A 25,016-nucleotide genomic window follows, 5' to 3' on the forward strand; every position below is an offset into this window, starting at 1 on the left:
AGCTCCCTACAGATCACAGGTTGAGGTAACGCACGCCGGTGTTCAACTCGAGGTCGGCCCGGATCTGTACTGAGTTGTGGGATTTGAGAACCCGGCTGATTTCGCTGTTCGGATCCTTCATATCACCAAATAGAATCGCACCATGCCCCTCCTTGGTACAGGCCTCCTGACAGGCCGTCTGCATCTCGCCGGCATCTATCCTGTGCACGCAAAGGGTGCAGGATTCGACACATCCCTTACCCCGCGGCGCATTCACCGATTGACCCGATAGGGCTTCATGCACGAAGGAACGGGCCTTGTAGGGACAGGCCATCATACAGTAGCGGCAACCGATGCAGCGGTGGCGATCGACCAGTACCACACCGTCTATGCGTTTGAATGATGCATTGGTGGGGCAGACATCGACACAGGGAGGATGCTCACAGTGCTGACACATCATCACCAGGCGATTGACGTGGCCGGTCTGCTTGTCCTTGAGTTTGACCGGACGAATCCAGACCGCATCGGTCTCAGGCCTGTCATGACCGGTCAGGCCGTGCTCACTGTTACAGGCATCGACACAGCTACTGCATCCCTCGGCGCATTTATTGGAATCGATCAGCATCCCCCAACGATGTTTGCCGGTTGCACCCGAATCTGCATCATCACTGCCGCTTGCAGCGTGCAATATTACACCGGGTGCCAGGGTCAACGCCCCGGCAGCTGCCAAGGTACCGCCGATGAACTGGCGGCGTTCTACGCTCGGCTGGTCACTTTTATCGCTCATGATCAGTCTCTCTGTCTGCCAGCAGGCTGTTGCATATCCAAGGCATGGGTATGCGCCTCCAAACGGTAACCAAGCGAGCTTCCGCTGCCGCTCTCCATGGGTGTAGTACGATGACACTGAAAGCAGGCCGGACTCACAGCAACGTAACCATGACAAGCCTGACAAAACTCGCCTTCGCTGGTAACCGATATACCTTGACCGCTAGAATCCCTGGAGGCATGGCAATCGATACACTCGGATAGACTGTATTTCAGACCACGAACCCCATCCCTGACCGTATCGTCCCTACCATGTTGGAGGAAATCCATATGGTTGCGACGCATCACATCGGTGGGAGCGACACAGCTGTCCACTGAGGCAGCCTTTGAATTTTCGGTCACATACCGACTCTCACCCATGGCCTGCATAGCGGGTAACAACAGACCTGCCAGCAGGATAATGAGGAGTCGCTTGCTGATGAGAGAACTACGCATCTCAGCTCCTATTCTCCTAACCCCATCTGGATATATCCCGTGGGGCAAACATCGGTACAAACATGGCAACCGATACACTTGTTGTAGTCGGTATCGACATATCGACCGGTGGTCGATTCCGTTTTCTTGACCCGGAATACCGCATCTTGCGGGCAGAACACGACACAGTTGTCGCACTCGAAACACATGCCGCAACTCATGCAGCGCTTGGCTTCGTCCTGAACCTGTTCCTGGTTCAAGCCGTTCATACGCTCCTTGAAGTGGTGCAGCACCTGATCCGCAGTAGGCACATCCTCCGAACGCAGCAGACGCGGTGTGAAAGAGAAGTGCCCCAGGTACAGATCGCCAGCAGGAATCACCTCATGATATGAGCGATCCTCATAGTTGTGTACAGCAAACTTTGCGGTGTTGGTGCCACGCAGGTCATCCTCGTTCTTATCGAAAACTTCCGGCGACATATCTGTCTCTTCCAGCTTGTCTAGCAGATCGAAATGGTGCACATCCACCTTTGGACGTTTCGCCAGATCTTTTTTATTCAGATAGGCATCGATGCTTTCACAGGCGATTGAGGCCTGGCCGATGGCGGTGGTCAACAGATGCGGACGAATGATATCACCGGCCACGAAATGACCTTCCTTGCCAGGTACCTGATAGAACTTATCCGCGTCCATCAGGTTTTTATCGTTGGCCATCTCTTCAAGCCCTTCCATATCGGCACTCTGACCGATGGCGGAGACGATGAGATCGGCTTCCAATACGCGTTCTGTACCCTCGGTGGGAATCGGGGTCATGCCATCCATGGTGCAGTCACATACCCTGAGGCCTGTGGCGCGACCGTTGTCACCAAGGATCACTTCCAGCGGCATCACACCGTCCAGGATCTCACACCCCTCATGCAGGGCATCGTGAATCTCGTGCTGCGCGGCAAACATCTTGTCCTTGGTGAACAAGGAGGTCAGGGTGGCGGCGGCAGGCTCTGCCCCATCGGCCAGGGCATCATCCTGGTTCATACTGGTATCGAGTACCACCTCTTCGGGTTTACCGGCTGCGCTGTTAGTGCCCAGGCGTCTGGCCACAGAGATCACGTCGATAGAAGTATCACCACCACCGATACAGACAACATTCTTGGCGGTTACCTTCATGCGGCCTTCGTTGAAGGCCTTGAGGAAGGCCACACCGGAGACACAGTTGGGGGTACCGACCCAGCCATCCACCGGCAGATCACGACCATTCTGGCAACCGAGGGCCCAGAGAATCGCATCGTGCTCTTTCTCGATATCGGCAACAGGCACATCGGCACCAATCTTGACACCGGTGCGGGTCTCGACACCCATGTCGAGAATGCGTTGGATCTCAGCCTGCAGCTTGTCGCGGGGGATACGATAGTTGGGAATGCCGTAACGCATCATACCGCCTAGCTCGGGATCCTTCTCGAATACGGTCACACCATGACCCATCTTGCGTAGCTGGAAGGCAGCCGCCATACCCGCGGGACCGCCACCGATGACCGCCACCTTCTTACCGGTATCGGTACCGGGGGTGAACTTGAAACCCTTCTCGATGGCAGTATCGCCGATGTACTGTTCCACCGCGTTGATACCGACGAAGTCTTCTACCTCGTTGCGGTTACAGCCATCCTGACAAGGTGCCGGACAGACTCTACCCATCATGGAAGGAAAGGGATTGGCCTCTACCGCACGCTCGAAGGCATACTGCTCCCAATCCATACCCTCGGAAGGCTTCTCCTGCTCACGTACGATTGCCAACCAACCACGGATATCGTGACCAGACGGGCAGCTGCCCTGGCATGGGGGTGTACGATTGATATAGGTGGGGCACTTGTAGGAGGTATCTTCAAGGAAGATTTTATCACCCCAATCATCCCATTCAGTTTCGCCCTCTTCAAAGCGGCGCCAAGTAATCGGTTTTTTCATCTCTTCGCTAGGAGTTGCCATTCTCAGTCTCCTCTTGGAACTTGTCTTGGTCGTACCCTACCCTTGGTAGGAATCGTAGTTTGCGCTAGTTATCGTGTGCTATTCGTCTTCGCCGTAGTCGGGAGCTTCCTCAGGCGGCGTCTTTCTGTTCAACACAATCGCGTTGCTCACCAGTTGATGGACGCTGACGATCTGGAACATATCCATCCCGTAATAGGGGAACACCTTGGTGAACTGGCTCTTACAGATCGCGCAGATCGCCGCCAGGTGGGTTACCCCCTTCTCCTCCATGACATTCTTGAAAGCCGTCATGCGCGGCTTGGCGCCCTTGACGCGAACCTCCATCAGATCATCGGTCAGCAGACCACCGCCACCACCGCAGCAAAAAGTGCGTTCATGGATGGTATCCCACTCCATGTCGTGGTAGTTGTTGACCACTGCCTTGATCACCTGGCGCGGGATCTCGAACTGGCCGCCCGGCTTGTCGCCCATGCGCGAGGCGCGGGCCACGTTGCAGGAGTCGTGGAAGGTGATCGACATCTCGTCGTTCTCCGACTTGTCGAACTCCAGGGTGCCCTTCTCGATCTCATTCAGGGTGAACTCGCAGATATGCTGCGGCACCGGATAGTCGGGATCGAGAAAATCGAAGGGACCGGCCAGGGTATTCAAAAAGCTGTAGGCGATACGCCAGGCGTGACCGCACTCGCCGAAGACGATGCGTTTGACGCCCAGCTCCAGGGCCGCCTCACGAATACGCAGGGAGACCCGGCGCATGTTCTCATAGCTGCCGATGAACATGCCGAAGTTACCCGCCTCGGAGGCCTTGGTGCTCATGGTCCAGCTGACACCGGCCTCGTGAAAGACCTTGCCGTAACCGATCAGGCCGTCCACATGGGGCTCGGCGAAGAAGTCGGCGGAGGGGGTAACCAGCAGGATGTCGGCGCCCTTCACGTCGAGGGGATATTTCACCGCCACTTCGTCCTCATCCCAGACATCCTCTTCCAGACCTTCGAGGGTATCCAATATGGCGGGCCCCGGCAAACCGAGGTTGTTACCGATCTTGTGCACCTTGCCGATGATCTCGTTGCAGTACTTCTGGCCCACACCGATGGAGTCGAGGATCTCCCTCGCCGCCATGGAGATCTCGGCGGTATCGATGCCGTAGGGACAGAAGACCGAACAGCGACGGCACTGGGAACACTGATGGAAGTAGCTGTACCACTCGTCGATCACTTCGTCGGTGAGATCGGCGGCGCCAACCAGCTTAGGAAAGTACTTACCCGCAAAAGTGAAGTAGCGGCGATAGACCTTACGCAGCAGATCCTGGCGACCCACCGGCATGTTCTTCGGATCCTTGGTACCGATGTAGTAGTGGCATTTATCGGTACAGGAGCCGCACTTTACACAGGCATCCATGAATACCTGCAGCCCACGATAGCGGCTCAGCAGGTCACCCATCTTATCGATGGCGACCTCTTTCCAGTTCTCGAGTTTCTCTCCCGGAAAGCCCAAGTCTGTATTGTGATCAGGCTTGGCCACGAAGCAGGTCACATGCTTCATGGTATCTTCAACCAGGTTGGGAACCTCGATAAATTCCGTCAGTTCCGGTGTTTCGAATTCAGCTGCTTTAGCCATTTGTTGCCCTCATCGGCCAAGCGATAAATTTAAGAATCTTCAAGTTTTCTCGCCCACTCCACCAGGTGTCGCTTCTCACGGGGATTGTCCACCTGGTTACGGGTCGGGCTGAAAAAGACACCTGGTATATGCAGCAGTTTGCTGAACGGCAGAAGCAGCATCAGCACTGCGACCAGGGTCAGATGGAGCAGCAGGATGGGATCCATAGGCAGATCACCACCGCTGAAGGTCCAGAATCCGGTAAAAAACTGTTTAACAGCGACCACATCGGTGTGTACGACGAAGGTCATCATGACGCCGCTCATACCGATCACGATCAGCAGCAGCAACCACAGATAGTCGGAGGGTGCGGAGATATAGCGAACGCGATCGACGAAGATTCTTCGGATCAGCAGTCCAGCGAGGCCAGCCACCATGGCAAAGGCCGCATATTTACCAAACGGCTGAATCAGCTGAATTGGCAACCATACGGGATCGATAAAGTAGCGGACATGTCGCGCAAGTACCAGGAACAGGCCCATGTGGAACATCCAGGAAAATATCCAGGTCCACTTGGTGCTCTTGAACAGGCTCTCAAAAAACACAACTTCGCGAAACATGCGTAACACGACACCGGTCTGATTCACAGGCGCCGGTGTGGTGGGAATCTTTAATGGAGCAGGCGTCTTGGCATACTGGACAATCTTTCTGGCCAGCCCAAGCACGAGCACTAAGGTCGCTACGATAAACAGCAACGCGTAGACAGATGACATGATCCTGCTTTCCTCAAATAGTGAACGGGCGAGTGGTGGATGGCCAAGGCCATCCACCACATCTGCAGCTGTTTAGATACAGCCAGTAGGCTTGGGCAGACCGGCGAAGCGGCAGGCCTGCTTACCAGGACCGTAAGGGAACAGTGCATACAGGTACTTGGAGTTACCTTTGTCCTTACCCAGTTTCTTACCAACAGCCTTGGTCAGAACACGCACGGCAGGAGCGATCTGGTACTCTTCATAGTACTCACGCAGGAAGTTGATGATCTCCCAGTGCTCGTCGGTCAGAGGCAGATCATCCTCAGCAGCCATTGCCTCGGCAACAGCGGGTTCCCAATCAGCCAGATTGGTGAGGTAACCCTCTTCATCAGTTTCGAAGGTTTTGCCGTTAGCTTCGATAGCCATATTTTCTCTCCCAGATAGAGTTGAAATTTATTCAGTTAAAACAATCAGACCCAAGCCTGTACCTTGTCATTCTCGGCAGCGAGAGAGACAAACTTGGCGTAGTCCACTATTTCAATGCCATCAGCGACCTTTTCTTCGCTTACACCGCGAGCCTTGAGGTCGGGGCCCAGCACATAGAAATTAACGCCGTCTTTGGCGGCAATCTTCTGTGTACAGTCAGTGCCCTTGATCGCACCATAAATGCCGTCTTCGTACATAAGGACCGAACTGCCTGCCTTGGCGTAGGCCAGACAGCTATCCATTGAAGACTTTTCAAAAGGTGATTTGTTAACAGTATGTAGGGTACTCATTAAATCGTCTCCGCCTTAGAAGCTGAACATGACATCTTGTTCTTCCATGATGTCCGCCATTTCCGCACGACTGACTACACGGATAGAGTCCTTCTCTGCCCAGTCGTCATCCTCATCCTCGTAGGTGAGAGGCATCAGGTCTTCCAAGGTCAGGCCCCGCTCCTCCAGTGACTCCTTCTCTACATACAGCTTGGTAACATCGTAATCACCAAGCGCCTGATAGGTGGGCGAGAAGTTCTTCATATCCACCCCGGCTGTATCCTGCCCTTTGACCAACTGATAGACACCGTCATCCAGGAAAGCCAGACTGACATCCTGATCGAACGCAGCGCCGATCAATACAACCTCCAGAGACTCCCAGGCGTAGATGGTGCCGTAGGGGGCCCGACGGTTGAGGTACATGAATTTTTTTATATCTTCAGACATCATCAACCCCTATGCTCAATCACCGAATACCATAAGACGTTCCGACTGGATGCCCGCCTCAACCAACTGACCGAGACCGGAGATGCGAAATCCTTCAGCGATGTTCTGCGCATCCTTGCCGTTGCGCTGCATCTCACCCTCGTCGACGATACCCCGTCGCTGGGCAGCTGCTACGCAGACCACCAGATCGAGATCGTGTTGTTTGCCCAGTTCGGACCAACGCTTGACGATATTACGATCGTCCTGCGGAGGCGTGGTCAGATTGGTGCCGTTGTTGACACCGTCGTGATAGAAGAAGACACGCATGATCTCGTGTCCAGCTTCCAATGCAGCCTTGGTGAACTGGTATGCGGAGTCCGTGGCTTGATGCTGATAGGGACCCTCATTAACCTGAATCGCGAATTTCATCAGTAGACCTTCCTGTTATTACCGAATTAGAAACGGATATGCGCAGAGGCATTCAGGTTGTTACGGCTGCCACGCCAGTTATCGATGTGATACTTGGTGAACGGCAGACCGGTCTTCTCGAAGAATTTCGGCCAACCGATACGCTCAGCCCATTCACCGATACGCTCCCAGTCCTTGGCATCCTCTTTGTAGGCGCCGAGAATCTGTTTGACGACGGTGGAAACCTCCGGCCAACGGGGCGGATTGTTCGGTACACCGGCGGCAACCAGCTTGTGGAAGGTCGGCTTGGAACGGGCATTGGAGTTCTTTCCACCTACCCAGATGGCGAACTTGGAGTGCTCCGGATCGTTGATCTGCATCGGCGGACAAGGCGGGAAGCAGGCACCACAGCAGATGCACTTCTTCTCGTCCACTTCCAACGAAGGTTTGCCGTTGACCATCGCAGGACGGATAGCGGCCACCGGGCAGCGCGCCACAACCGAAGGACGTTCACATACATTGGCGACCTGGGTATGGTCGATCTTCGGTGGCTTGGTGTGCTGGATATTGATCGCGATGTCACCCTGGCCGCCACAGTTGATCTGGCAGCAGGAGGTGGTAATACGCACCCGGTTGGGCATCTCTTCCTTGGTGAACTCATCGTAGAGATCGTCCATCAGGGCCTTCACCGCACCAGAGGCGTCGGTACCGGGGATATCACAATGCAGCCAACCTTGAGTATGGGAGATCATGGAGACCGAAGGACCGGTACCGCCGATGGGAAAGCCTTCTGATTCCAGCTTGTCGATCAGCGGTTGAACCTTGGACTCATCGCTGACCATGTACTCAATGTTTGAGCGAATGGTGAAGCGGACATAGCCTTCGGCAAATTCGTCGGCGATATCCATCAGCTTGCGGATGGTGTAGACATCCATCTGACGCTGGGTACCGGCACGCACGGTCCAGACACTGTCACCGCTCTTGGCGACATGCACCAGCACGCCGGGACGCGGACGCTCATGATAAGCCCACTGGCCGTAGTTTTTCTTCAACACGGGGTGTAAGTAGGGCTCCATCTCCGGGACGCCACTCTCAATCGGCATACGAACTTCCGACATACCTACCTCCAAAAAAATAGGGTAATTGATTCGTTTTAAAGGGCAACCGGGCGAACCCGTTGCCCCCCTTACAATTTGCTATCAGTCAGCAGCGGAATGGATTATTGAGCCGCCTTTTGCTCAGCCCACTTGGCTGCTTCTTCCTCCCATCCATCCATACGGACATAGGGATTCATTCGCGGACGCTCGATCATGTTGGGATCGATCTCGAGGCCGACACCTTCCAGGAAGTTAACCAGGCCGATACGTTCGATCATCTCACCGGTACGCTCGTGCTCGAGGGCGTTCTCGGCAAAGAAGTCGAGGATCTCGGTCGCCAGCTCTTCCAGCCATTCGAAGTCCTCGTCGGTCTCCAGCTTGTGGAAAGGCACGATCACTGTACCCATCAGATCACCGATCTTGAGAGTACGCTTACCGCCGCAGAGCAGGGTGATACCCTTGTCGTCGCCGGGAGAGAGCGCCTTGTTCATGACGTTGATGCAGTGCATGCAACGGACACAGGAGGGGTTGTCCACCGCCAGGGTATCATCGTCGTTCAGCGACAGGGCCTGGGTCGGGCAACGGGTGATGACATTGTCGATAACATACTTGCGGCCTTTCTCGGTCACAAACTTCTTGACCTCGTCCTGGTCGACCTTCATGTCGTCGCGCCAGGTACCGATGGTAGCCAGGTCGGCACGCTGCACGGAGTTCATGCAGTCGTTGGGGCAACCTGAAACCTTATACTTGAATTTGTAGGGCAGTGCGGGACGATGCATGTCGTCGAGGGCGTTGTTGACCAGCATGCGCATGGTACGGCCCTCGTCGAAGCAGGAGTTCTCGCAGCGAGCGGCACCCACACAGGACATACCGGTACGCACTGCGGGACCGGCGCCACCGAGATCGAAGCCCATCTCGTTTATCTCATCGAAAGCGGGCTGGACATTGTCGGTGGAACAGCCCTGGAACATGATGTCGCCGGACTGGCCGTGGAAGGCGATCAGGCCGGAGCCATACTTCTCCCAGATGTCGCAGAATTTGCGAATGGTGTTGGTGTCATAGTGCATGCCTGGAGGGGGCATGACACGAAGCGTGTGGAACTCGGCCGCCGCGGGGAACAGGGCCTCTCCGTCGTCATTCTTGAGTTCGGTAAAGCGGGGGATGATACCGCCACCATAACCGAGCACGCCAACGGTACCGCCCTTCCAGTAACCCTTGCGTGTCTCGTATGAGGTCTCCAGCTGACCCAGCAGGTCAACCATCATGTCGTTATCTTTGGCGAGGCGCTTGAGGCCGGTGACAAACGAGGGCCAGGGGCCGCTCTCCAGCTGGTCAAGCATGGGGGTATCATGCATCTGTTTTGCCATCACTCTTTCTCCCAATGGTCGTTTTCTTCAGGTCTTCTGCTGATTCTTCGCCTGATGTTTTAGCTGCGCCAAACACCCTGACAGAAAAAACCGGCCACCGACCTGCAATCCGAAACCGTTACAGGCAACCGGCCTGTTTCTACTGGTGCGAATTTTAGGGATGTCTAATGCTGACCAATATCCTTCCGATGGGGGGGAAAGGGATATTTATAACTATCCCATTTGGGATATATTTTCACAAAAATCGGGGTAAAAAGGCTCAAAAATGAACAAAGTTTATTTTTATATACAATAACTTAAAGTCTATAATTCATTTCTAATATTCAATATAGTCCCTTACTTTCACCAGGGTAGGTTTTACCGATAAACTTGGGTAAAAGACCCTTGATCCTACATCGCACATGCGGTTCAATATGAATAACCGAGTATTTTACTGCGATTTTGCCGCGGCAGTCGCCAGACCACATGGATTAAATCAAAGATGCTGTATTTGAGTGAGTTAATGATGCAACACCCAGAGGTCGACAACTTCGACAAACTGCTGGAGGTGGTGAAAGAGCGTTCCAAGACCGAGATGTTCTTTCGCATCGATGTCAAACCCCCCTTCAGCGACACCCCCGACAACTGGGAAGACCGCCTCGAAGCGACTTTCACCTAGGGGCTGTTGACAGACCCCAGTAGCAACCGGGAATACCATTGTGAAGTACCTAGAATCTGAAGCCTTTATCGGTGACAACGACAGTTCGGAAGACGCCATAAAGTCGAGCAAGCTGCTGCAGCTAAAACTCGATGAAAAATGTGAGGCCTTGTCTGCCCTGCCTGAGGACGCCTCCCACGACAAGCGATTCGAACTGCAACTTGAATCCGCCTATATCCTGCTCGACCTGGACAGGCAGCAGGAGGCCTGGGAGATTGCCAAGGGTGTGCTGGAGCAGGCCCTCGACCAGGAGCTGTGGCTGAGGGCCGTGGAGGCCTGTGACATCCTATACCAATCCGAACGAGCGGACGCGGTAAAGGCGCTGGCTCATGGTATCTGGCTGGGTGTCACATTCCCCATCGATCCTGAATTGAGTGTGGCCATACTGCAGCATCTCATCGACGAGACCCCCGACAACTCGGATGGGGCCGCAGTGGCCGCTGCGACGGCCTGCTATGTGGTGGATATCCGCGCCCAGGGAGAGGAGCGTGAGGATCTCAAATTCTTTACCAACCAGCTACTGGGCCAGGTCGCCAGGCGCCACAGCCAGGTGGAGGAGCAGGAGATTTTCGATTTCTGGGTGGAACGCATGCAGCTGGACGATCCGGGCAAGTTTCTACCCAGGCTGGCCAAGGTGCTCGAGGTCATCGTCGAGGACGACTGGTGGTTCGATCGGGATGCCCTGCGGGGGAAAATCCCAGCCGACGAGGTGCATTGAATGAATGCGATGTTCTGGCAGGAAGATACGGATGAGGCACAGTTTGTGGTGCCCGATAATGTGGTTGACCTGATCTTCAAGATCAACTGTCCCACCCTACCCGTCGACCATGCCTGGTCCCTCTCCGATGCGATACATCAAGAGCTGCCCTGGTTTACCGAAGAGCCAAAGGCCGGACTCCATCTGGTGTATGGCGCCGATTCCGGGAACGGCTGGGAACGGCCCAGCGAAGCCTCAGAGACCCTCTATCTCTCCCGTCGCACCCCCCTGATCCTGCGCTTGCCGAAACAGCGGCTCGAGGATGCCGCCGAACTCTCCGGCAAAACCCTGCAGATCGACGGCAACAGGATGGAGATCGGGGCCGCCCATAGCCGGTTTCTCGCCATGACCACAACCCTCTACTGTCGCCATCTCATCTGCGAAGCGGATCAGAGTGAGGACGATTTCATGCAGTCCGCGGTGGAATCCTTGCGCTCACTCAACCTGAGGTTTAAGAAAGTGTTGTGCGGTAAAGGCGCCTCCTTCACCACACCCCAAACACCTGTCACGACCCGCAGCCTGATGGTCTCAGGCATGTCGCTGGAGGATGCGGTCACCCTGCAGGAGTATGGTATCGGACCTCACCGCAATCGCGGTTTTGGCTTGTTTGTTCCACACAAGACTGTATAAGATACTGCGCCAGGAAATACATTAACCCCTAACTAGACGGGCACTGACCCCGCTTGTTGTATCTGTTTGAAAGGAGAGATCAATGGCATATGAAGTAAACGGTAAAACCATCGAGGCCGACGCCAACGGCTACCTGGCCGATCACACTGATTGGAGTGAGGATGTGGCCAAGGCCATCGCCGCGAGCGAGGGTCTCGAGCTGAGCGAAAAGGCCTGGGAGATCATCAACTACCTGCGCGACGAGTATTTCAATAACGGCGGCAACCAACCCAATGAACGCCACATGGTCAAACATTTCAAGGGAGCCTGGACCGACCAGGGCAAAGTGGATGCAAAATCCCTCTATATTCACTTTCCCAAGGGCCCGGCAAAGCAGGCGAGCAAGGTTGCCGGTCTGCCTGAGACCAAGCGCAAGGGTGGTTACTGATCCCTTACCGGTTCAGTAAAGCTGCTCCCCTGTGGTAGCACCCTACCCTGTACCTACGCTTGCAGGGTACGGGGCTACCGCAGCAACTCACTGAAACGACCTGCCGAATCCAGCTGAAAAGACAGCTATTGTCATTTCGGGGTGTACTCGAACTTCTGGCCGCCAAGAGAGGCCTCCACCATCAGCCCTCCCTTGGCTATGGTGAAAACAGCCATACCTTTGTAATACCGGCCAACGTTGTCTGCGTCATGTTGACCACCGCTGGTCCCCGCGGAACTACCGGTGGTGGTCGCCGTGGCGGAAGCGCCTGCAGTAATCGCCACTGCCGTGGCCTGGGCGCCGAACTCGAAGTTGCTGCCGATGAACTCATTATAGGCGCGCTGATCCTGGAAAAAGATAATCTGGCTGAATGTCTGCCCCCCCAATTGCAATCCAAGGGTAAGCTGGGTCATCTTTACATCCCCCGTGTGAGTCCCCTGGGCATAGACCCTGCCTGTGCCATAGGCGCCACCCACAATCAGACCACCCTTACCCACATCGGGAAACACCGCGTAACCATAGGCGGTATCGAAGAAGCTGCCGCTTTCACCCGCCTGCCTGAAGAGATCGATGGTCGCCTGAAATTCATCCGCCCAGGCCTGGGAGATTGGCAGCAACAGGATCAGCATCAGCCATACGCTCGAGACTATTCTCTTCATCAAAAACTCCTCACATTGTTGTTATGAAAATAACCAGACAGGACCAGGGCCTGTTGACAGGCCCTGGATTACCTGGCGCTTGTGACAGGCGGACGACAAAGTGGTTCCCCCACATCATTGGCGAAACAGCTCAATCACATGGTTTCGTTTGTCGTTGCTGCGCCAAATCATGTAGTCCCGATCGACGACTTCGTAGGTACCCGAGCTGTTCGCGTCCTGATAGAGGTTTTCACCGATCTCCACATAGTGCACCCCTTTACCCCTTCCTACAGGAATCACATAGTAACCGTCGTAGGATTTCTGGAAGCGGTTGACCTTACCGCTGCGCATGCCCCAACTCCCGCTGATGTTATAGATAACCGGCTGTTCTTCGTAGTATCCCGCCTGTTGATATCCATCCTCGTGGTACGCCTCTTCTCGACCACCTTGTCGACTGCCAGCGTAATCTGCCTGTTGCTGGGCGGCCACTTGGGCGATAGCGCTGAACAGGGCCTTAAAGGCGCTGCCGGTGTCACCGGCATGGGCTGAAAAAGAGACCAGAATAAGAGCGGCGGCCGCAGTGTATTTGATGGATTTCATGGCTGTTCTCCAATAAGAATTTGTAATCTTGGCGGTAGCGAAACCGCTACCTTCACTGATCAAAGCGCCAGATCAATGGAGATCGTTCGGAGAAATCTCATTTTTTTACCCACCCATCTCCTCCCTACCCGGTCAGACACCGCGAAACACCCGAGCAGCCCTGACATCCGATTATGCTTGTTGTTGATATTTCGGGAGTTTTTGCTTTTATTCGTTTTTTTCCGAACAGATGTGACCTAAAGCTCGCTTTAACCAGTAGAACCGCTCGAATCAGCGGCCGGACCAATAAATACTGACCCTACTGGAGATGACCCATGAAAAAGCTGAACCTGGTATTTGTAACACTCTTATCAATCGCCTCCACCGGATGCTCCACCATTGCCGCCAACCTTGAGCGTAACCTCAACGACCCGAATGTCCTGGCCAAGATCCAGGAGATCTCCGACCGCTATAACAGGCGCGCCGAGGAGAGAGAGAGCGGGGTTTACGGCGACCCCTACGAGGAGATCGACCTGACCGGGGATTGGCAATTGGAGGGTTATAGCAATCGGGTCAACAGCATCCGCCATACCTACGACGGAATCATTGTGACTCCAAATAACGGCAAGCCTGTCATCTACAACCAGATAGGACCCAATCTTTACGAATCCAAGGGCATGACCTACGAGTTCATCACCATTCACAACGGTGAATGGCGCAGCAACGACAAGCGTAACAAGGTGATCAAACTGCGCCGTCTGAGTTGGGGATAACACAGAAACCATTAAACAACTATTTCATTCTCCATTTGGCGGCCTTGTGCCGCCTTTTTTTTCACCCCGTGCCAGCAGATCCTGTAAGCTGACGACTGGTGAATGAGCCTTGAATGAGACATGGAATAGCTTTGGTGGATAAACAACGTTGGCAATTCATACAGTCTATTTTTCGCCATCTGGCGGATAAAAGCCCCAGTCACCGACGCGATTACCTGGACATGGTGTGTGAGGAGGACCTGGAACTACGCCGGGAAATTGAGGCCTTGCTGGCGTCCCATGACAAACTCGAGCAAGGTGATCAGGACTTCATCACACCGGCCCTGATCACGCCGGCTCTGCAGGCCGTTAACCGGATTCAGCTCCCGCAATCTCTGGGCGAATACAGGATCCTCAAAGAGTTGGGTCGCGGTGGCATGGGGGTGGTCTACCTGGCGGAGCATCCGCAATATGACAAGGTTGCGCTGAAGCTGCTTCCCCGTTTCACCGTGGAGGCCGATGAGGCACAACATCGCTTCAGCCTGGAAGCCAGGATATTGTCCAACCTGGACCACCCTGGCCTGAGCCACATGTTTGAGTCCTTTACTACTGATGAATACGCCGCCATCGCCATGGAATTCATTGATGGCAAAGGCCTCGATGAACTTATCAAACAAGGGCCCCTGCCCTTTGAGCAAGGCCTCAATATCATCCTTGACCTGTGTGAGGTTTTACACCTGGCGCACACTCAAGGTCTGGCACACCGGGATATCAAGTCCAACAATGTCTTGCTCGATCGGCAGGGACAGACCAAGCTGATAGACTTCGGTATTGCCAAGTTTGCCGATACCAAACTGACCGCCACTGGCCAGATTCTGGGTACACCAAGCTATATGTCGCCGGAACAGTGGCGCGGCAGGGGTGTGGATTACCGGGCTGATCTCTGGTCTCTGGGTATAATGTTGTTTGAGTTGCTCACCGCGCAAAAACCCTTTACCGCAACAGATCGTTTTGCGGTGGCGAACAAAATATTGAACAAGGAAGCCCCGTCTCTGCCTGCAACCAGCTGCGATGGAGAAGATCTTGTACCGGTTCAGGCCATCCTGGATCAGTTGCTGATAAAGGAGCCGCAAAATCGCCTGGGCTCCTGTGCCAAATTGAGCGCACTGCTCGGGAAATTGGTTTAAGGAAGGTCTGATTAATCCGTCATTCCGACGAAAGTCGGAATCTATGCGCTTGATTTTCCTGGATCCCGGCATACGCCGGGATGACGAAAAGAGAATTAATCAGAGGTTCCTTAAATAGTAGTAGTCACGACCAGACAGGGCAGTTGTTGTTGGCATATCCAGCGGTGACTTTTTAACAACTAATAAGCCAGTCTTCCTGTAATTAGATCACACTGAAACTTCGTCATTCCGGCGAATGCCGGAATCCAGAAACCAGGAATACTGGGGTTTGGGGCAATTGACAAACAAACTCAAGGTTGAAAAGTGCATTCGATAACCAGATCAAAATAAGGATTGGCAGTTCATCCCCTGGATTCCGGCCTATGCCGGAATGACGTACACCTTGATTATTCAATCTCAGAGTCGAATGCTACTTACTTAATTGACTTGATAACAATTAACCCGGCGACTAAGTATGTCGTGTTAATAAGTAAGAACACCCATGGTGTCTAAGCAACTTTTTTCGGTGGGGCTGGGCCCCACCCTACGGCCTGTATCATTGTGTAGGGTGGGGCCCTGCCCCACCAAAATAGCATGGTCGTATTGAGTACAGACCAACACAATTTTAAAAGTCATGAAAAAACCCGCGCCAAGCGCGGGTTCTCATACTCTCTGAAACGTAAATAAAGAATTACCAATCAGCACTTGGCGCCAAACAACTTACCCACTGAGCAGCCAGCTTTTTTGATCGACTTACCGGCCTTTTTCGCCCCCCTTTCCAGGTTCCTGCCCATCTTTTTCGGATTGGTCAGGGTGCGGCCCGCCTTGTTCACGGTGCGCAGGGAGTCTCTGCCCAGTTTCTTGAAACGTCGCGGCGCCTGCTTGGGATCCTTGAAGGTTCCGTAGGTCCACTCCGCGGCATCCACCGCATCGGGGATATCCACCCCCAAGGCGGTCTCGGCCACCATTGTGCCACCGGCGATCACCACCCCACCCGCGGCCACCTTGCCCAGGGTACGCAGCTTCCTGCCCTTCTTGACTGTCTTCAGGGCGTTTTTGTTTTTCAGTATGCCCTTGGGTTTGGTGACCTTGTTGCGTGGTTTACTGGCGCTGTATCCGGCGCCCCGGGTACGCTTGGTGTCATTGAACCTAACCCTGGTTGTGCGGGATTTTGTCGTACTTGTGCTGCCCGGACCACTCTTTACCCGCGCCTGCTTGGCCAGGTTACCGCGGCGGTCCATGTTGCGACGCACTTCCGGAGATAGCTGAGAGGTTGTGAAGCGGGCCTTCGGCTTTCTCGCCTGACGATTCAGGGTCGATTTGATCTGCCCGTTGTGGCGGGCATGGCGGGCCACATCACCGCGATGGCGCATGTTGCTGCGAACCTCCGAACCCAGTCGGCGGTTAAGGCGCCGTTCGCTTTTCACGGTCCGGTTGGCCTTACTGCCTTTCAGGATGCTTTTGGGTTGGCCGACACGCCGGTCAACACGGGTATGGTTATAGCCTGAGCCCGCTGCGCGAGGTTCCAGATTGAACTGCACATTACCCTGGGCCATGGCGGCCGAGCTCACAGCAGTGGTGGCAACGATCAGGGTTACTGAAGAGAGATAACTGGTTACTTTGTTCATGACGCGATTTCCTCAATGGCTGTTGGGGTCCAAATCAGGTTTATTGACCTGTTACTGGATAGAGCGCCATTCACGATCTGATCGTTCGGTGAAATATTTACCGAGCGGTGCGGCTCGAGTACCATCCAGGCAACCGGCAGCCTTCAGGGATAACAGATGGCAGATAACGAAACAGAGGTGACACGACTACTGACCGCGGTCAGAGAGGGCGACCAGGGGGCCCATGATCAGCTGTTGTCCCAGGTATATGATGAATTACGCCGCCTCGCCGCATCCCACATGCGTCGGGAGCGCGCCAACCACACCCTGCAGGCCACGGCCCTGGTCAACGAGGCCTATCTGCGCCTGGCGGGTGCGGAGGCGAAGGCCCAGGACCGGGTACACTTCTTTGCCCTGGCCGCACAGACCATGCGGCGCATCCTGGTGGATCACGCCCGGGCTAAACAGAGAGGAAAACGGGGTGGGGGCTTGAAGCAGACAACCCTGGACGGTTCGGTCTATGTGGGCGACGACAACCAGGACAGCGTCATCGAACTGGATGATGCCCTGCAGAGATTGGCCGAGTTCGACGAGCGCGGCGCCAAGGCCGTTGAGCTGATGTTTTTCGGCGGCCTGACCTACGACGAGGCGGGGGAGGTCCTGGGGGTATCAAAGACCACCCTGTTTGAAGACATCAAACTCGCCAAGGCCTGGCTCGCAAAGGAGATGGGGGATTGAGTCATTGAAACAGATAGACGACCCCCACATTGAAGAAGGTGAGTTTCTGATCCGCTGAAAATGTCTCACCCTCGAACCTGATCTCCTGATCGTAATCGTTGATCTTGAAAGTGGTATTGATATAGAGCCTGTCGTTCACCGGCACCAGCCAATTGACCCCATAACTCCAGCCATCCGCATCCCCCGAGTGGCGACCGCTGAGATCATCGAATTCAGTGGCTTCGGGCTCGTCGTCATCGTCATCATCTTCCTCATCCGCCCTGAACCGATCATCCGTTTTCAAATTCACATAACCCAGGTTGAAACTCAAAGTACCTGCGGATTTGAGAGGAATATTGTAAGTAGCGCCTGCGAACCAACCGTCCTTGCGATAGAACTCCCTGCGTAAGGTTCCATCGTCACGGAGTTTAAAATCGATATCGGTTTCACTGTCCTTATAACCGACGAATAGATTCAACTGTTCGTTGATCCGATAACCCAGGGTCAGATCCAGATCGCTGCGCCCCGCATCACCGGTATCCTCCTCTTCGGAGATCGTGGTATTGCCCACCGAGTCGGCATAGCTCAGATTCACGAAATAGTTATCGAACAACAGACCCCCGCTCAACACCAGGGATTGAAAGCTCGGTGAGGAATCGAGCTTGGCATCGAACTCCAGGTTCGTATAACCAAAGGCAATACCACCCACATAGTCGATTCTCGAATCCACATCAGCCCAGGCCTCGGTCGACATAAACCAAATCAAACCCGCCAACAACCAGCGCTTTTTCATAATGCCCCCTATTGATCTTGTCCGGTTGTATAATAGCAACAACTTCCGGTATTAATTGTGGTCGGTCGCATAGCCAAAATAGTCTATGCTTTGAAGCGTACATCATCCCGTTATTAGAATGCCCTCATCTTAGCATGGCCACTCATACCTCCGGCACTCAGATTCCCGGTTACACCATGATCCGCAAGGTTGGATCGGGGGGCAGTGCCGATGTCTATCTGGCTGTTCAACAAAATCTCAATCGCCGTGTGGCACTCAAACTACTCAAGGGGGCACTGACCGCTGATGCAAAATTCGGCGAACGCTTCAAACGGGAGGGACGGATAATTGCGCAACTCAACCATCCCCATATCATTCCTGTCTACGATATCGGAGAACATGACGGCCACTACTACATGGCCATGGAGTACCTGAACGGTGGCGACCTAAGATCCCAGGCCGAGCGGCTTACGCTGAAAGATCTGCTGCAGACCATCCTGCAGGTGACAGATGCCCTGCAGGCTGCTCATGAGCGTGGTTTTATCCACCGTGACATCAAGCCTGCCAACATTCTGTTCCGCAATCCGCAACAGGCGGTACTGACCGACTTCGGCATCGCCCGCCAAACCGAGTCCCTCACCCAGATGACGGTCACCGGCGCCATGCTCGGCACCCCGGCCTATATGAGCCCGGAACAGATTGCCGGCAGACCCCTGGATGGCCGCACCGATCTCTACTCCCTGGGTGTCACCCTGTTCGAGTTGCTCACCGGCTACCAGCCCTATCGCGGCGACAGCATGATGAGCGTTGCCATACAACACCTGAAGGCGGAAATTCCAAGTCTGCCAAGGGCAACATCACCACTGCAAAGGCTCGTGCACCAGCTGTTGGCCAAGGACCCGGAGCAGCGAATAGCCGATGCAGAGACTTTAGCCCAAGCGTTACAAGGCGTGATGGACCTGCCCGATATATCGGCAACGCCGCTAAACGCACTGTGGCCTGAAAAACCACCGGCAACAGACAGCGACGCAAGCATTATAGAGGTCCCGGAACAGTCGAAGAAAAGCAAAACCGCTAAATCCCGTATGACGACCGGCATCGCAGCCGTTGGTACCATTGCAGCGGTAGGCATGATTGCCTGGTACCTGAACAATACAGCCGGGATCAACGACAACAACCAGCCTGCCAGTCAAATCGATAGCAACACGGCAAGCGAAGCAACTCAAAACATAACCAATGAGCGACCGATTCTTGAAGATCCGACACTCGCAGCAACCACCCCCTGGCAGGAGACATTGACCAACGCGAACCGACTATTCGAAGAGGGTCAACTGATAACACCGGAAGGCGGCAATGCCCTGGCCCTCTATCGGGAAGTGTTGACACAGGACAACGACAACATCATCGCGAAGAATGGCGAACAGAATATTCTGCGGCGTTTGGTACTGGAGGTGGAGAGATTGATAGTGAATCAATCCCTTGATCTAGCCAGCCAACAACTGGAGGCGCTGAAAGAGTTGTGGCCAGAGGAGCAACAACTCACACAACTGCAGGAACGAATCACCACATCACACCAACGTATCGAAGCGCAAAACCGGGCAACGGCGGATGCTTCTAAGCAGCGGGAAATCGACCGACATCTACAAACCGCCACTTCCGCATTGATTGCGGGCCGATATTTAAAACCGCCACAGGAGAGTGCACACTACCACTTCAATCAAGCCTTGGCACTCGACCCGAAAAACCAATCGGCGAAGAACGGCCTGTCACAGATTGCAGAGATCTTGATGACACAGATAGAGACTGCCACGTCAAACAATGACTTCAACTTGGCGGAATCCCTGCTGAAGGATCTGCGCGGTCTCGATTCCAGGCACCCTCAATTAGCGTCACTGACTGGCGCGATTGCGGATGCAAAGGCAAGCCTTGCCCGGCGACAGTTGGAAGTACAGCGGTTGGCAGAGTTTCAAGGACGACTCGATAGCCTGTTGGAGAGAAATGCCCAATGGCGACTCAGCAATGAGGACCTCGATACGCAAGCCGACTATGGGAATCGATTGATCGCCGACATTTCGAGCCTGTTTGAAAACCATCCCGACAACGACCAATTGCGCTCTCTGTATGAATCCGCCAATCAACACATCAAGAAGATTCAGGCTCGGCTACTCGATAATCAGAGTCAACAGGCGGATAAAAGCCAGCAGAGAAGACCGGTTATGGGAGGGTTTTGATCAGCTCTTAGCAATCAATTGACCATTGGACAACAGATATATGCTGCAACTATTACAAGCAATCAGCAAATGGGGTGTGATCATCTCATTTCTCCTGCTGTTGCTCTCACTACTCTACAAAGACCGTCTTCCCGATCCGGACCACTTTGAGATCAAGCGCCTTGTCGATCCGGTACAAGAATCCACCTTTCGCTCTCCATTTTGGATCGAGGCGGAGGGAGAGCGATACCAGATAAAGCCACTCTACGACTACACCCTGGAGGGCGTTGTAGTCAGCTTTCACGATGCCGACTCGTTCGGTGACATCTGGCATCATAGCAGGTGGAAGGACTTCCTGAACGTGAGGGATCTGTGTGTCATATGGGGCGCCAATGTCAGTAACGGTGTTTACCAGGAGATGAGCTTCGATAACGACAGCTGGACCTGTTGGGCCTACTGGTCCGACGCGCAGACCGGGGCCAACTTCCACATGACCCAACTCTCCAACAACCACCTTCTGGTCGATGACGACTATGTCAAAGAGGAACTGATGTCTGCCGAGCCCGGTGACCATATCCGTATCAGTGGGCAACTGGCCAGTTATGAAAACCCTTCCAACAACTTCAAACGCGGCAGCAGTACCCGCCGTGATGATGTGGGTAACGGGGCCTGCGAGACGATCTATGTGGAGAATTTCGAAATCGTGTCCAAGGCCAATGTTCGCTGGCGCGGTGTTTACACCTTCTCTGGTTGGAGCCTGGGACTCTTTCTGACAGCTTTTCTGGTCCTTTTTTTCATTACTCCACCAGTGCGCAAACCCTCGATTTATTAGGGCCTGTTAACACTAATCCAATGCGCCCTGAAGGAAGTGCCCTTGGGGTGCGCCTTGATTGGCACTTTTTCAGGCACAACAGAGTACATTGGATTAGTGTTAACAGGCCCTAGTGGCCGATGAGTATCAGAGTTTCTGTTTGGTCAACCACACCGGATAGATTCCCAGACCGTAGCTCTGCAATACCGTGCCCCGACCTCCAGGCCCAGAATACCGACACCACCAGCAAACCGGAATGCGAACCAAATTGTGATAAATGCGTGATCTCCGCAAGAGATCTTCATTTTAAGCTGCACCCATAGCTGAGGATCAATCCCCAGGAGGGTGCCATGTCAGGCGTGAAGGTAATAGATGGCGAGAAGAATCAGAAAAGAGATCAAAGACTCAGAGAACTCCTCGCCGCCTGTGGGCTGAATGATCAAAAGGCCCTCGCCCGCCTGTATCAAGTCGCGGCGCCAAAACTGTATGGCGTCGTATTGAATATGCTGAAGAGAGAGGCATGGGCGGAAGAGTGTCTGCAGGAAACCTTCGTTAAAATCTGGAACAACGCGGATAGCTATCGAAGCCACTTGGCGGCACCGATGACCTGGATGACGGCGATTGCACGCAACCAAGCGCTGGATCACTTACGCCGCTATCGCCGGGAGACGTTGGAGTCTGACGGGATTTACATCGCGGAGGAGATCGACACAGATCCCTTACCGCTGGATAGACTTGCAGACAGCGAAGAGGGGTCCCGACTCAAAGCCTGTCTGGAACAATTGAATGAAAAACAACGACAGGTGATCAGCTTGGCCTATTTCAGGGGACTTAGCCAGAGTGAGCTTGCCAACCAGATCGATATGCCACTGGGTACGGTTAAGACGCATATTCGTCGGGGGTTGGAGGAACTTAGGGGATGTTTGCAGTAGTCTGCAATGAATACGACAGAGTGTTTCAGATCAGACAACCCTGAGTTGGGACAATTATGGTACACGTCATTCCGGCGTAGGCCGGAATCCAGGAGATTGAACTACCAGCCCTCATTTTGGCCTAGCCGTCGACTGGTCCTCAGTTCTTTATGCACGACCAGCCATAAAGGCCCTGTAAACGGTTGTATATCTGGCAGCACCTTGTGAACGCGTCATATCTGGCGGATATCCTTTTCCCTTGTCTGGGCGGCTTTGGCATTCAGTGACAAAATCATCAAGATGCTTGACTCGACGATCGAGCAAATGCCTTATCTAGTTGCTATACCCGCCACTCCTGTTTTATGCATTATGTTTTACTGGCTGTTCAGGGTTTACAAAGGGAGGGCGATTCCAATGTCTTGGCATCCATTTATAGGGCACATTAAGAAAGGTGCTGATTCATATTGAAAGGGGATTTTTATGGGTAAAGCCCCCTCTTACCTCATTTAATAAATAGGCATGCGTGCTAAGGGGTGGGTAATAATCGAAATGTTCCTAAACAACTAAAAATATAAGTGATTTTGTCGATATATCTTACATACCGATTGAATTGGAGTTGATGTTTCTCTCATAAGCAACTGAATATACTGAACCGAGCCTTCCATGGCGCCATTCTTGCACGTATTCAGACAGGAGATCATCGCAAGGAAGATAGGTAGTAAATGACTAAAGCTTGGGTTAATTAATATCAGAGCCAAGCGATGAGGTAGAGAGATTATGTTAGTCATGAATCTGTTTGGCGAATACGACCACAAAGAAGAACCTGAACAAGAAGAGCCGGAATATCCCGATGAGGTGCTTGAGTCAGAGTGGAATCCGGTGTTGGAAGAGATTCACTCCAGAATTATATCCGACAAGAAGGTTGGTGATTCTGAGTCCGAGACGTAAGAGGCTTTTCAACCAGCACGACTAAATGCTGTTGATCCCTTATCCGGTAATTCCTTCTGCCATATGTAGTGCTGGTTTCTTCGGAAACCAAACTCGCGAGCCAGGATTACACCATCTTTATCAACCGTTTCAAATAGCCGATCGGCTTTAAGTTTGAATTATTTAGTAAAGGCTTTTTGTTTTGTGATGTTTCACTCCAATAGTAATTTTGTCTACTGAATGGAGTGTCCGTGCTAGGGCCTGTTAACACTAATAAGGAAGCTTCACGAACTTAATTTAAGACCCGCCATGTAAGCGGGTCCTATTGTTAGTGTTAACTTCTTTTCTTTTTCTGGCGTGATAGCATACCGAGTACAGCAATACCTGAACCAAACAACCACAAAGCGGCAGGGATTGGCACCGCATCTATAGTTACATTATCAAACCAGACGTCACCACCTGATCGAACATTCGGGTAAATATTTCCACCAAATGAGAAAGAGCCTTGCGCAAGAAATGAGAGATTAAGCCTAGCGATTGGATCAGAACTATCCAATCCAGCTAATCCAGCAAATTCCGCCATTGTAGCTGAGTAACTTTGTTGGGTGCTAAGAATCGATGAATCATTTGGACCAAGCAGCAAGTCTGAAGTTACATTGAAAAGCCCTGCAGTACCAAGTGGGACATTGAATGTATTAAGGAATGACACTTCAACACCTGCTAGGCCATGTCTAATTCTGGAACCATATTGTCCTAAGAAAGCAAGAGCTTCCATTTCGAAAGATAAAGTATCACGTGCAGCATAATCAAAGGTCATTGATAATGATGATTCATCACCTGTGCTTGTATTACTCACATGTCCTACATGCGCCCTATTACTGGCATTCTTTTCGATTACCTCAAACGTAGCACTACCACCACTATTACTCTGGGCCCATCCATCCAGGCTCATATCTTCAAAGTCATCTGTGAAAACGATAGCAGCATGTGCTGATGATGACATCATTAGCACCCAAAGAAAGATAACTGACAAAAGCATTAAACGGTGTATATTTTTTTCTATTACTATCCTTTCAATCATTTTCTTACTCCTAAAAAAACCGAGGCAAGAGCAGTCTTTATAATTTTATATTCGTGACACTACAAGCAGATACTAAACATAAATATTAAATAACTTCAAGCTATGCGTTTTGTTGTAGTTAACATTAAAAATAAATTTAGTTTCGTTATTTTCAGGAATGATAAATTTTACTAATAAACATGAATATATTTTTTAATATTTGAAGATAACCAGCACCCTTCTATCGATACTTCGAATAGACTGTTTACCTTAATATACTAAATATATTAAAGCAGTTTTTATACATTCCGCATTACATCAAGAAACTAGAAACATCATATATAAATTCTATTATTAAACACTTTTTAGTAAATCCATTTACAATTTTTTATAAATAGTAGACACAACAAGAATGCCGTGACGACGCGCGTTTGCGATACTCTTCTAAGGCTGGGATCCATCACCTAATACCATTGTCTCTTCCACTATGTACGCCGCGCCTGGCTGTGTGGCGAAGACCCTATATCGGCCTTAGCTTTGAATACCGTCGTCAATCGATCTCAGGCCGGCTGCGCAAGATGGTCGACATATTTACCATCGATGCGAGCACCTATGCCATTATGTCCAACCACTACCACGTCGTACTGCACGTGGAGACGGATAAGATCGAAGGCTGGACAGCTCATCAGATCATTGCACAGTGAAAACGGTTATAAAAAGACTA

28 protein-coding genes are annotated in these 25,016 nt (G+C 52.7%); 12 read left to right on the plus strand and 16 right to left on the minus strand.

The window, feature by feature from the left end:
- Positions 1-13: 13 nt before the first annotated feature.
- From dsrO to dsrA, 11 genes are all read right to left on the minus strand, one after another.
- On the minus strand, positions 14-766 hold the full coding sequence (gene dsrO / locus R2K28_RS15780; RefSeq protein ID WP_116444709.1) for a sulfate reduction electron transfer complex DsrMKJOP subunit DsrO: 753 nt from the start codon (positions 764-766) through the stop codon (positions 14-16).
- Between the two features lie 2 nt (positions 767-768).
- Positions 769-1,239: a cytochrome c3 family protein gene (locus tag R2K28_RS15785; RefSeq protein ID WP_316365907.1), complete on the minus strand. Its 471-nt coding sequence runs from the start codon at positions 1,237-1,239 to the stop codon at positions 769-771.
- An 8-nt stretch (positions 1,240-1,247) separates the two neighbouring features.
- The gene (locus R2K28_RS15790) at positions 1,248-3,194 is read right to left on the minus strand and encodes an NAD(P)-binding protein (protein ID WP_316365908.1); all 1,947 of its coding nucleotides are present in this window, start codon (positions 3,192-3,194) and stop codon (positions 1,248-1,250) included.
- A 78-nt stretch (positions 3,195-3,272) separates the two neighbouring features.
- Positions 3,273-4,808 (minus strand): sulfate reduction electron transfer complex DsrMKJOP subunit DsrK, encoded by a 1,536-nt coding sequence (dsrK, locus tag R2K28_RS15795; RefSeq protein WP_316365909.1) that lies wholly within the window; start codon positions 4,806-4,808, stop codon positions 3,273-3,275.
- A 29-nt stretch (positions 4,809-4,837) separates the two neighbouring features.
- Positions 4,838-5,560, minus strand: a complete 723-nt coding sequence (locus R2K28_RS15800) for a respiratory nitrate reductase subunit gamma (protein ID WP_316365911.1) — start codon at positions 5,558-5,560, stop codon at positions 4,838-4,840.
- Between the two features lie 72 nt (positions 5,561-5,632).
- A complete protein-coding gene (locus R2K28_RS15805; protein ID WP_069125287.1) occupies positions 5,633-5,965 on the minus strand; it encodes a TusE/DsrC/DsvC family sulfur relay protein in 333 nt (110 codons plus the stop codon).
- A 44-nt stretch (positions 5,966-6,009) separates the two neighbouring features.
- Positions 6,010-6,315 carry a sulfurtransferase complex subunit TusB gene (gene tusB / locus R2K28_RS15810; protein WP_116444704.1) on the minus strand — a complete coding sequence of 102 codons (306 nt, stop codon included), beginning with the start codon at positions 6,313-6,315 and terminating at the stop codon, positions 6,010-6,012.
- A 15-nt stretch (positions 6,316-6,330) separates the two neighbouring features.
- Positions 6,331-6,741: a sulfurtransferase complex subunit TusC gene (gene tusC, locus R2K28_RS15815; protein ID WP_116444712.1), complete on the minus strand. Its 411-nt coding sequence runs from the start codon at positions 6,739-6,741 to the stop codon at positions 6,331-6,333.
- Positions 6,742-6,756: 15 nt separating this feature from the next.
- The gene (gene tusD / locus R2K28_RS15820) at positions 6,757-7,149 is read right to left on the minus strand and encodes a sulfurtransferase complex subunit TusD (protein WP_116448672.1); all 393 of its coding nucleotides are present in this window, start codon (positions 7,147-7,149) and stop codon (positions 6,757-6,759) included.
- A gap of 26 nt (positions 7,150-7,175) precedes the next feature.
- Positions 7,176-8,246 (minus strand): dissimilatory-type sulfite reductase subunit beta, encoded by a 1,071-nt coding sequence (dsrB, locus tag R2K28_RS15825; protein WP_116444703.1) that lies wholly within the window; start codon positions 8,244-8,246, stop codon positions 7,176-7,178.
- A gap of 101 nt (positions 8,247-8,347) precedes the next feature.
- Positions 8,348-9,592, minus strand: coding sequence for a dissimilatory-type sulfite reductase subunit alpha (gene dsrA / locus R2K28_RS15830; protein ID WP_316365918.1), 1,245 nt, complete (start codon positions 9,590-9,592; stop codon positions 8,348-8,350).
- Positions 9,593-10,094: 502 nt separating this feature from the next.
- Between dsrA and R2K28_RS15835 the strand changes: the two genes are divergently transcribed.
- From R2K28_RS15835 to R2K28_RS15850, 4 genes are all read left to right on the plus strand, one after another.
- Complete coding sequence (locus R2K28_RS15835) at positions 10,095-10,250, plus strand: sulfur relay protein DsrC (RefSeq protein WP_442871406.1); 156 nt, start codon at positions 10,095-10,097, stop codon at positions 10,248-10,250.
- A gap of 40 nt (positions 10,251-10,290) precedes the next feature.
- Positions 10,291-11,007: a hypothetical protein gene (locus R2K28_RS15840; RefSeq protein WP_316365922.1), complete on the plus strand. Its 717-nt coding sequence runs from the start codon at positions 10,291-10,293 to the stop codon at positions 11,005-11,007.
- Positions 11,008-11,676: a type I-MYXAN CRISPR-associated protein Cas6/Cmx6 gene (locus tag R2K28_RS15845; protein ID WP_316365924.1), complete on the plus strand. Its 669-nt coding sequence runs from the start codon at positions 11,008-11,010 to the stop codon at positions 11,674-11,676. It abuts the gene before it with no gap.
- Positions 11,677-11,758: 82 nt separating this feature from the next.
- Positions 11,759-12,103 (plus strand): TusE/DsrC/DsvC family sulfur relay protein, encoded by a 345-nt coding sequence (locus tag R2K28_RS15850; protein WP_316365926.1) that lies wholly within the window; start codon positions 11,759-11,761, stop codon positions 12,101-12,103.
- Positions 12,104-12,234: 131 nt separating this feature from the next.
- Here R2K28_RS15850 and R2K28_RS15855 read toward each other — a convergent pair whose 3' ends face one another.
- Entirely contained in the window at positions 12,235-12,801 is a 567-nt protein-coding gene (locus R2K28_RS15855) for a lipid-binding SYLF domain-containing protein (RefSeq protein ID WP_316365928.1), read from the minus strand.
- A gap of 114 nt (positions 12,802-12,915) precedes the next feature.
- The gene (locus R2K28_RS15860) at positions 12,916-13,380 is read right to left on the minus strand and encodes a hypothetical protein (RefSeq protein ID WP_316365929.1); all 465 of its coding nucleotides are present in this window, start codon (positions 13,378-13,380) and stop codon (positions 12,916-12,918) included.
- 314 nt (positions 13,381-13,694) lie between these two features.
- Here R2K28_RS15860 and R2K28_RS15865 point away from each other — a divergent pair, with 314 nt between their 5' ends.
- Positions 13,695-14,132 carry a hypothetical protein gene (locus R2K28_RS15865; RefSeq protein ID WP_316365930.1) on the plus strand — a complete coding sequence of 146 codons (438 nt, stop codon included), beginning with the start codon at positions 13,695-13,697 and terminating at the stop codon, positions 14,130-14,132.
- A gap of 113 nt (positions 14,133-14,245) precedes the next feature.
- Entirely contained in the window at positions 14,246-15,298 is a 1,053-nt protein-coding gene (locus tag R2K28_RS15870; RefSeq protein ID WP_316365931.1) for a serine/threonine protein kinase, read from the plus strand.
- Between the two features lie 677 nt (positions 15,299-15,975).
- On the opposite strand, the gene R2K28_RS15875 is transcribed toward R2K28_RS15870, so the two are convergent.
- Positions 15,976-16,905, minus strand: a complete 930-nt coding sequence (locus tag R2K28_RS15875) for a hypothetical protein (protein ID WP_316365933.1) — start codon at positions 16,903-16,905, stop codon at positions 15,976-15,978.
- Positions 16,906-17,061: 156 nt separating this feature from the next.
- Here R2K28_RS15875 and R2K28_RS15880 point away from each other — a divergent pair, with 156 nt between their 5' ends.
- Positions 17,062-17,622, plus strand: coding sequence for a sigma-70 family RNA polymerase sigma factor (locus R2K28_RS15880; protein WP_316365934.1), 561 nt, complete (start codon positions 17,062-17,064; stop codon positions 17,620-17,622).
- Position 17,623: 1 nt separating this feature from the next.
- Here R2K28_RS15880 and R2K28_RS15885 read toward each other — a convergent pair whose 3' ends face one another.
- Positions 17,624-18,394 carry a hypothetical protein gene (locus R2K28_RS15885; RefSeq protein ID WP_316365936.1) on the minus strand — a complete coding sequence of 257 codons (771 nt, stop codon included), beginning with the start codon at positions 18,392-18,394 and terminating at the stop codon, positions 17,624-17,626.
- Positions 18,395-18,528: 134 nt separating this feature from the next.
- On the opposite strand from R2K28_RS15885, the gene R2K28_RS15890 reads away from it, so the two are divergent.
- From R2K28_RS15890 to R2K28_RS15905, 4 genes are all read left to right on the plus strand, one after another.
- Positions 18,529-20,604: a serine/threonine-protein kinase gene (locus tag R2K28_RS15890; RefSeq protein WP_316365939.1), complete on the plus strand. Its 2,076-nt coding sequence runs from the start codon at positions 18,529-18,531 to the stop codon at positions 20,602-20,604.
- A 40-nt stretch (positions 20,605-20,644) separates the two neighbouring features.
- Complete coding sequence (locus tag R2K28_RS15895) at positions 20,645-21,415, plus strand: hypothetical protein (RefSeq protein ID WP_316365941.1); 771 nt, start codon at positions 20,645-20,647, stop codon at positions 21,413-21,415.
- 329 nt (positions 21,416-21,744) lie between these two features.
- Entirely contained in the window at positions 21,745-22,326 is a 582-nt protein-coding gene (locus R2K28_RS15900; protein ID WP_316365943.1) for an RNA polymerase sigma factor, read from the plus strand.
- A 756-nt stretch (positions 22,327-23,082) separates the two neighbouring features.
- On the plus strand, positions 23,083-23,253 hold the full coding sequence (locus R2K28_RS15905; protein WP_316365945.1) for a hypothetical protein: 171 nt from the start codon (positions 23,083-23,085) through the stop codon (positions 23,251-23,253).
- A gap of 313 nt (positions 23,254-23,566) precedes the next feature.
- Here the strand turns inward: R2K28_RS15905 and R2K28_RS15910 are convergent, their stop codons facing one another.
- On the minus strand, positions 23,567-24,313 hold the full coding sequence (locus R2K28_RS15910; RefSeq protein WP_316365947.1) for a hypothetical protein: 747 nt from the start codon (positions 24,311-24,313) through the stop codon (positions 23,567-23,569).
- Positions 24,314-24,798: 485 nt separating this feature from the next.
- Here R2K28_RS15910 and R2K28_RS15915 point away from each other — a divergent pair, with 485 nt between their 5' ends.
- Positions 24,799-24,996, plus strand: coding sequence for a hypothetical protein (locus R2K28_RS15915; RefSeq protein ID WP_316365949.1), 198 nt, complete (start codon positions 24,799-24,801; stop codon positions 24,994-24,996).
- Positions 24,997-25,016: the final 20 nt, after the last annotated feature.

Source organism: Candidatus Thiodiazotropha sp. CDECU1 (genome assembly GCF_963455295.1).
Classification (GTDB): Bacteria; Pseudomonadota; Gammaproteobacteria; order Chromatiales; family Chromatiaceae; genus Thiodiazotropha.

Excerpts from the sequence above, each read along its gene's own strand:
- R2K28_RS15905 (WP_316365945.1), top strand. The coding sequence starts at position 23,083 with ATGTTAGTCATGAATCTGTTTGGCGAATACGACCACAAAGAAGAACCT.
- R2K28_RS15875 (WP_316365933.1), bottom strand. The coding sequence starts at position 16,905 with ATGAACAAAGTAACCAGTTATCTCTCTTCAGTAACCCTGATCGTTGCC.
- R2K28_RS15895 (WP_316365941.1), top strand. The coding sequence starts at position 20,645 with ATGCTGCAACTATTACAAGCAATCAGCAAATGGGGTGTGATCATCTCA.
- R2K28_RS15835 (WP_442871406.1), top strand. The coding sequence starts at position 10,095 with ATGATGCAACACCCAGAGGTCGACAACTTCGACAAACTGCTGGAGGTG.
- dsrB (WP_116444703.1), bottom strand. The coding sequence starts at position 8,246 with ATGTCGGAAGTTCGTATGCCGATTGAGAGTGGCGTCCCGGAGATGGAG.
- R2K28_RS15800 (WP_316365911.1), bottom strand. The coding sequence starts at position 5,560 with ATGTCATCTGTCTACGCGTTGCTGTTTATCGTAGCGACCTTAGTGCTC.
- R2K28_RS15870 (WP_316365931.1), top strand. The coding sequence starts at position 14,246 with ATGAGACATGGAATAGCTTTGGTGGATAAACAACGTTGGCAATTCATA.
- R2K28_RS15910 (WP_316365947.1), bottom strand. The coding sequence starts at position 24,313 with ATGATTGAAAGGATAGTAATAGAAAAAAATATACACCGTTTAATGCTT.
- tusC (WP_116444712.1), bottom strand. The coding sequence starts at position 6,741 with ATGTCTGAAGATATAAAAAAATTCATGTACCTCAACCGTCGGGCCCCC.
- R2K28_RS15855 (WP_316365928.1), bottom strand. The coding sequence starts at position 12,801 with ATGAAGAGAATAGTCTCGAGCGTATGGCTGATGCTGATCCTGTTGCTG.
- R2K28_RS15885 (WP_316365936.1), bottom strand. The coding sequence starts at position 18,394 with ATGAAAAAGCGCTGGTTGTTGGCGGGTTTGATTTGGTTTATGTCGACC.
- R2K28_RS15790 (WP_316365908.1), bottom strand. The coding sequence starts at position 3,194 with ATGGCAACTCCTAGCGAAGAGATGAAAAAACCGATTACTTGGCGCCGC.
- dsrO (WP_116444709.1), bottom strand. The coding sequence starts at position 766 with ATGAGCGATAAAAGTGACCAGCCGAGCGTAGAACGCCGCCAGTTCATC.
- R2K28_RS15850 (WP_316365926.1), top strand. The coding sequence starts at position 11,759 with ATGGCATATGAAGTAAACGGTAAAACCATCGAGGCCGACGCCAACGGC.
- R2K28_RS15890 (WP_316365939.1), top strand. The coding sequence starts at position 18,529 with ATGGCCACTCATACCTCCGGCACTCAGATTCCCGGTTACACCATGATC.
- R2K28_RS15900 (WP_316365943.1), top strand. The coding sequence starts at position 21,745 with ATGTCAGGCGTGAAGGTAATAGATGGCGAGAAGAATCAGAAAAGAGAT.
- R2K28_RS15860 (WP_316365929.1), bottom strand. The coding sequence starts at position 13,380 with ATGAAATCCATCAAATACACTGCGGCCGCCGCTCTTATTCTGGTCTCT.
- tusB (WP_116444704.1), bottom strand. The coding sequence starts at position 6,315 with ATGAGTACCCTACATACTGTTAACAAATCACCTTTTGAAAAGTCTTCA.
- dsrA (WP_316365918.1), bottom strand. The coding sequence starts at position 9,592 with ATGGCAAAACAGATGCATGATACCCCCATGCTTGACCAGCTGGAGAGC.
- R2K28_RS15865 (WP_316365930.1), top strand. The coding sequence starts at position 13,695 with ATGAAAAAGCTGAACCTGGTATTTGTAACACTCTTATCAATCGCCTCC.
- R2K28_RS15785 (WP_316365907.1), bottom strand. The coding sequence starts at position 1,239 with ATGCGTAGTTCTCTCATCAGCAAGCGACTCCTCATTATCCTGCTGGCA.
- R2K28_RS15805 (WP_069125287.1), bottom strand. The coding sequence starts at position 5,965 with ATGGCTATCGAAGCTAACGGCAAAACCTTCGAAACTGATGAAGAGGGT.
- tusD (WP_116448672.1), bottom strand. The coding sequence starts at position 7,149 with ATGAAATTCGCGATTCAGGTTAATGAGGGTCCCTATCAGCATCAAGCC.
- R2K28_RS15880 (WP_316365934.1), top strand. The coding sequence starts at position 17,062 with ATGGCAGATAACGAAACAGAGGTGACACGACTACTGACCGCGGTCAGA.
- dsrK (WP_316365909.1), bottom strand. The coding sequence starts at position 4,808 with ATGGCTAAAGCAGCTGAATTCGAAACACCGGAACTGACGGAATTTATC.
- R2K28_RS15845 (WP_316365924.1), top strand. The coding sequence starts at position 11,008 with ATGAATGCGATGTTCTGGCAGGAAGATACGGATGAGGCACAGTTTGTG.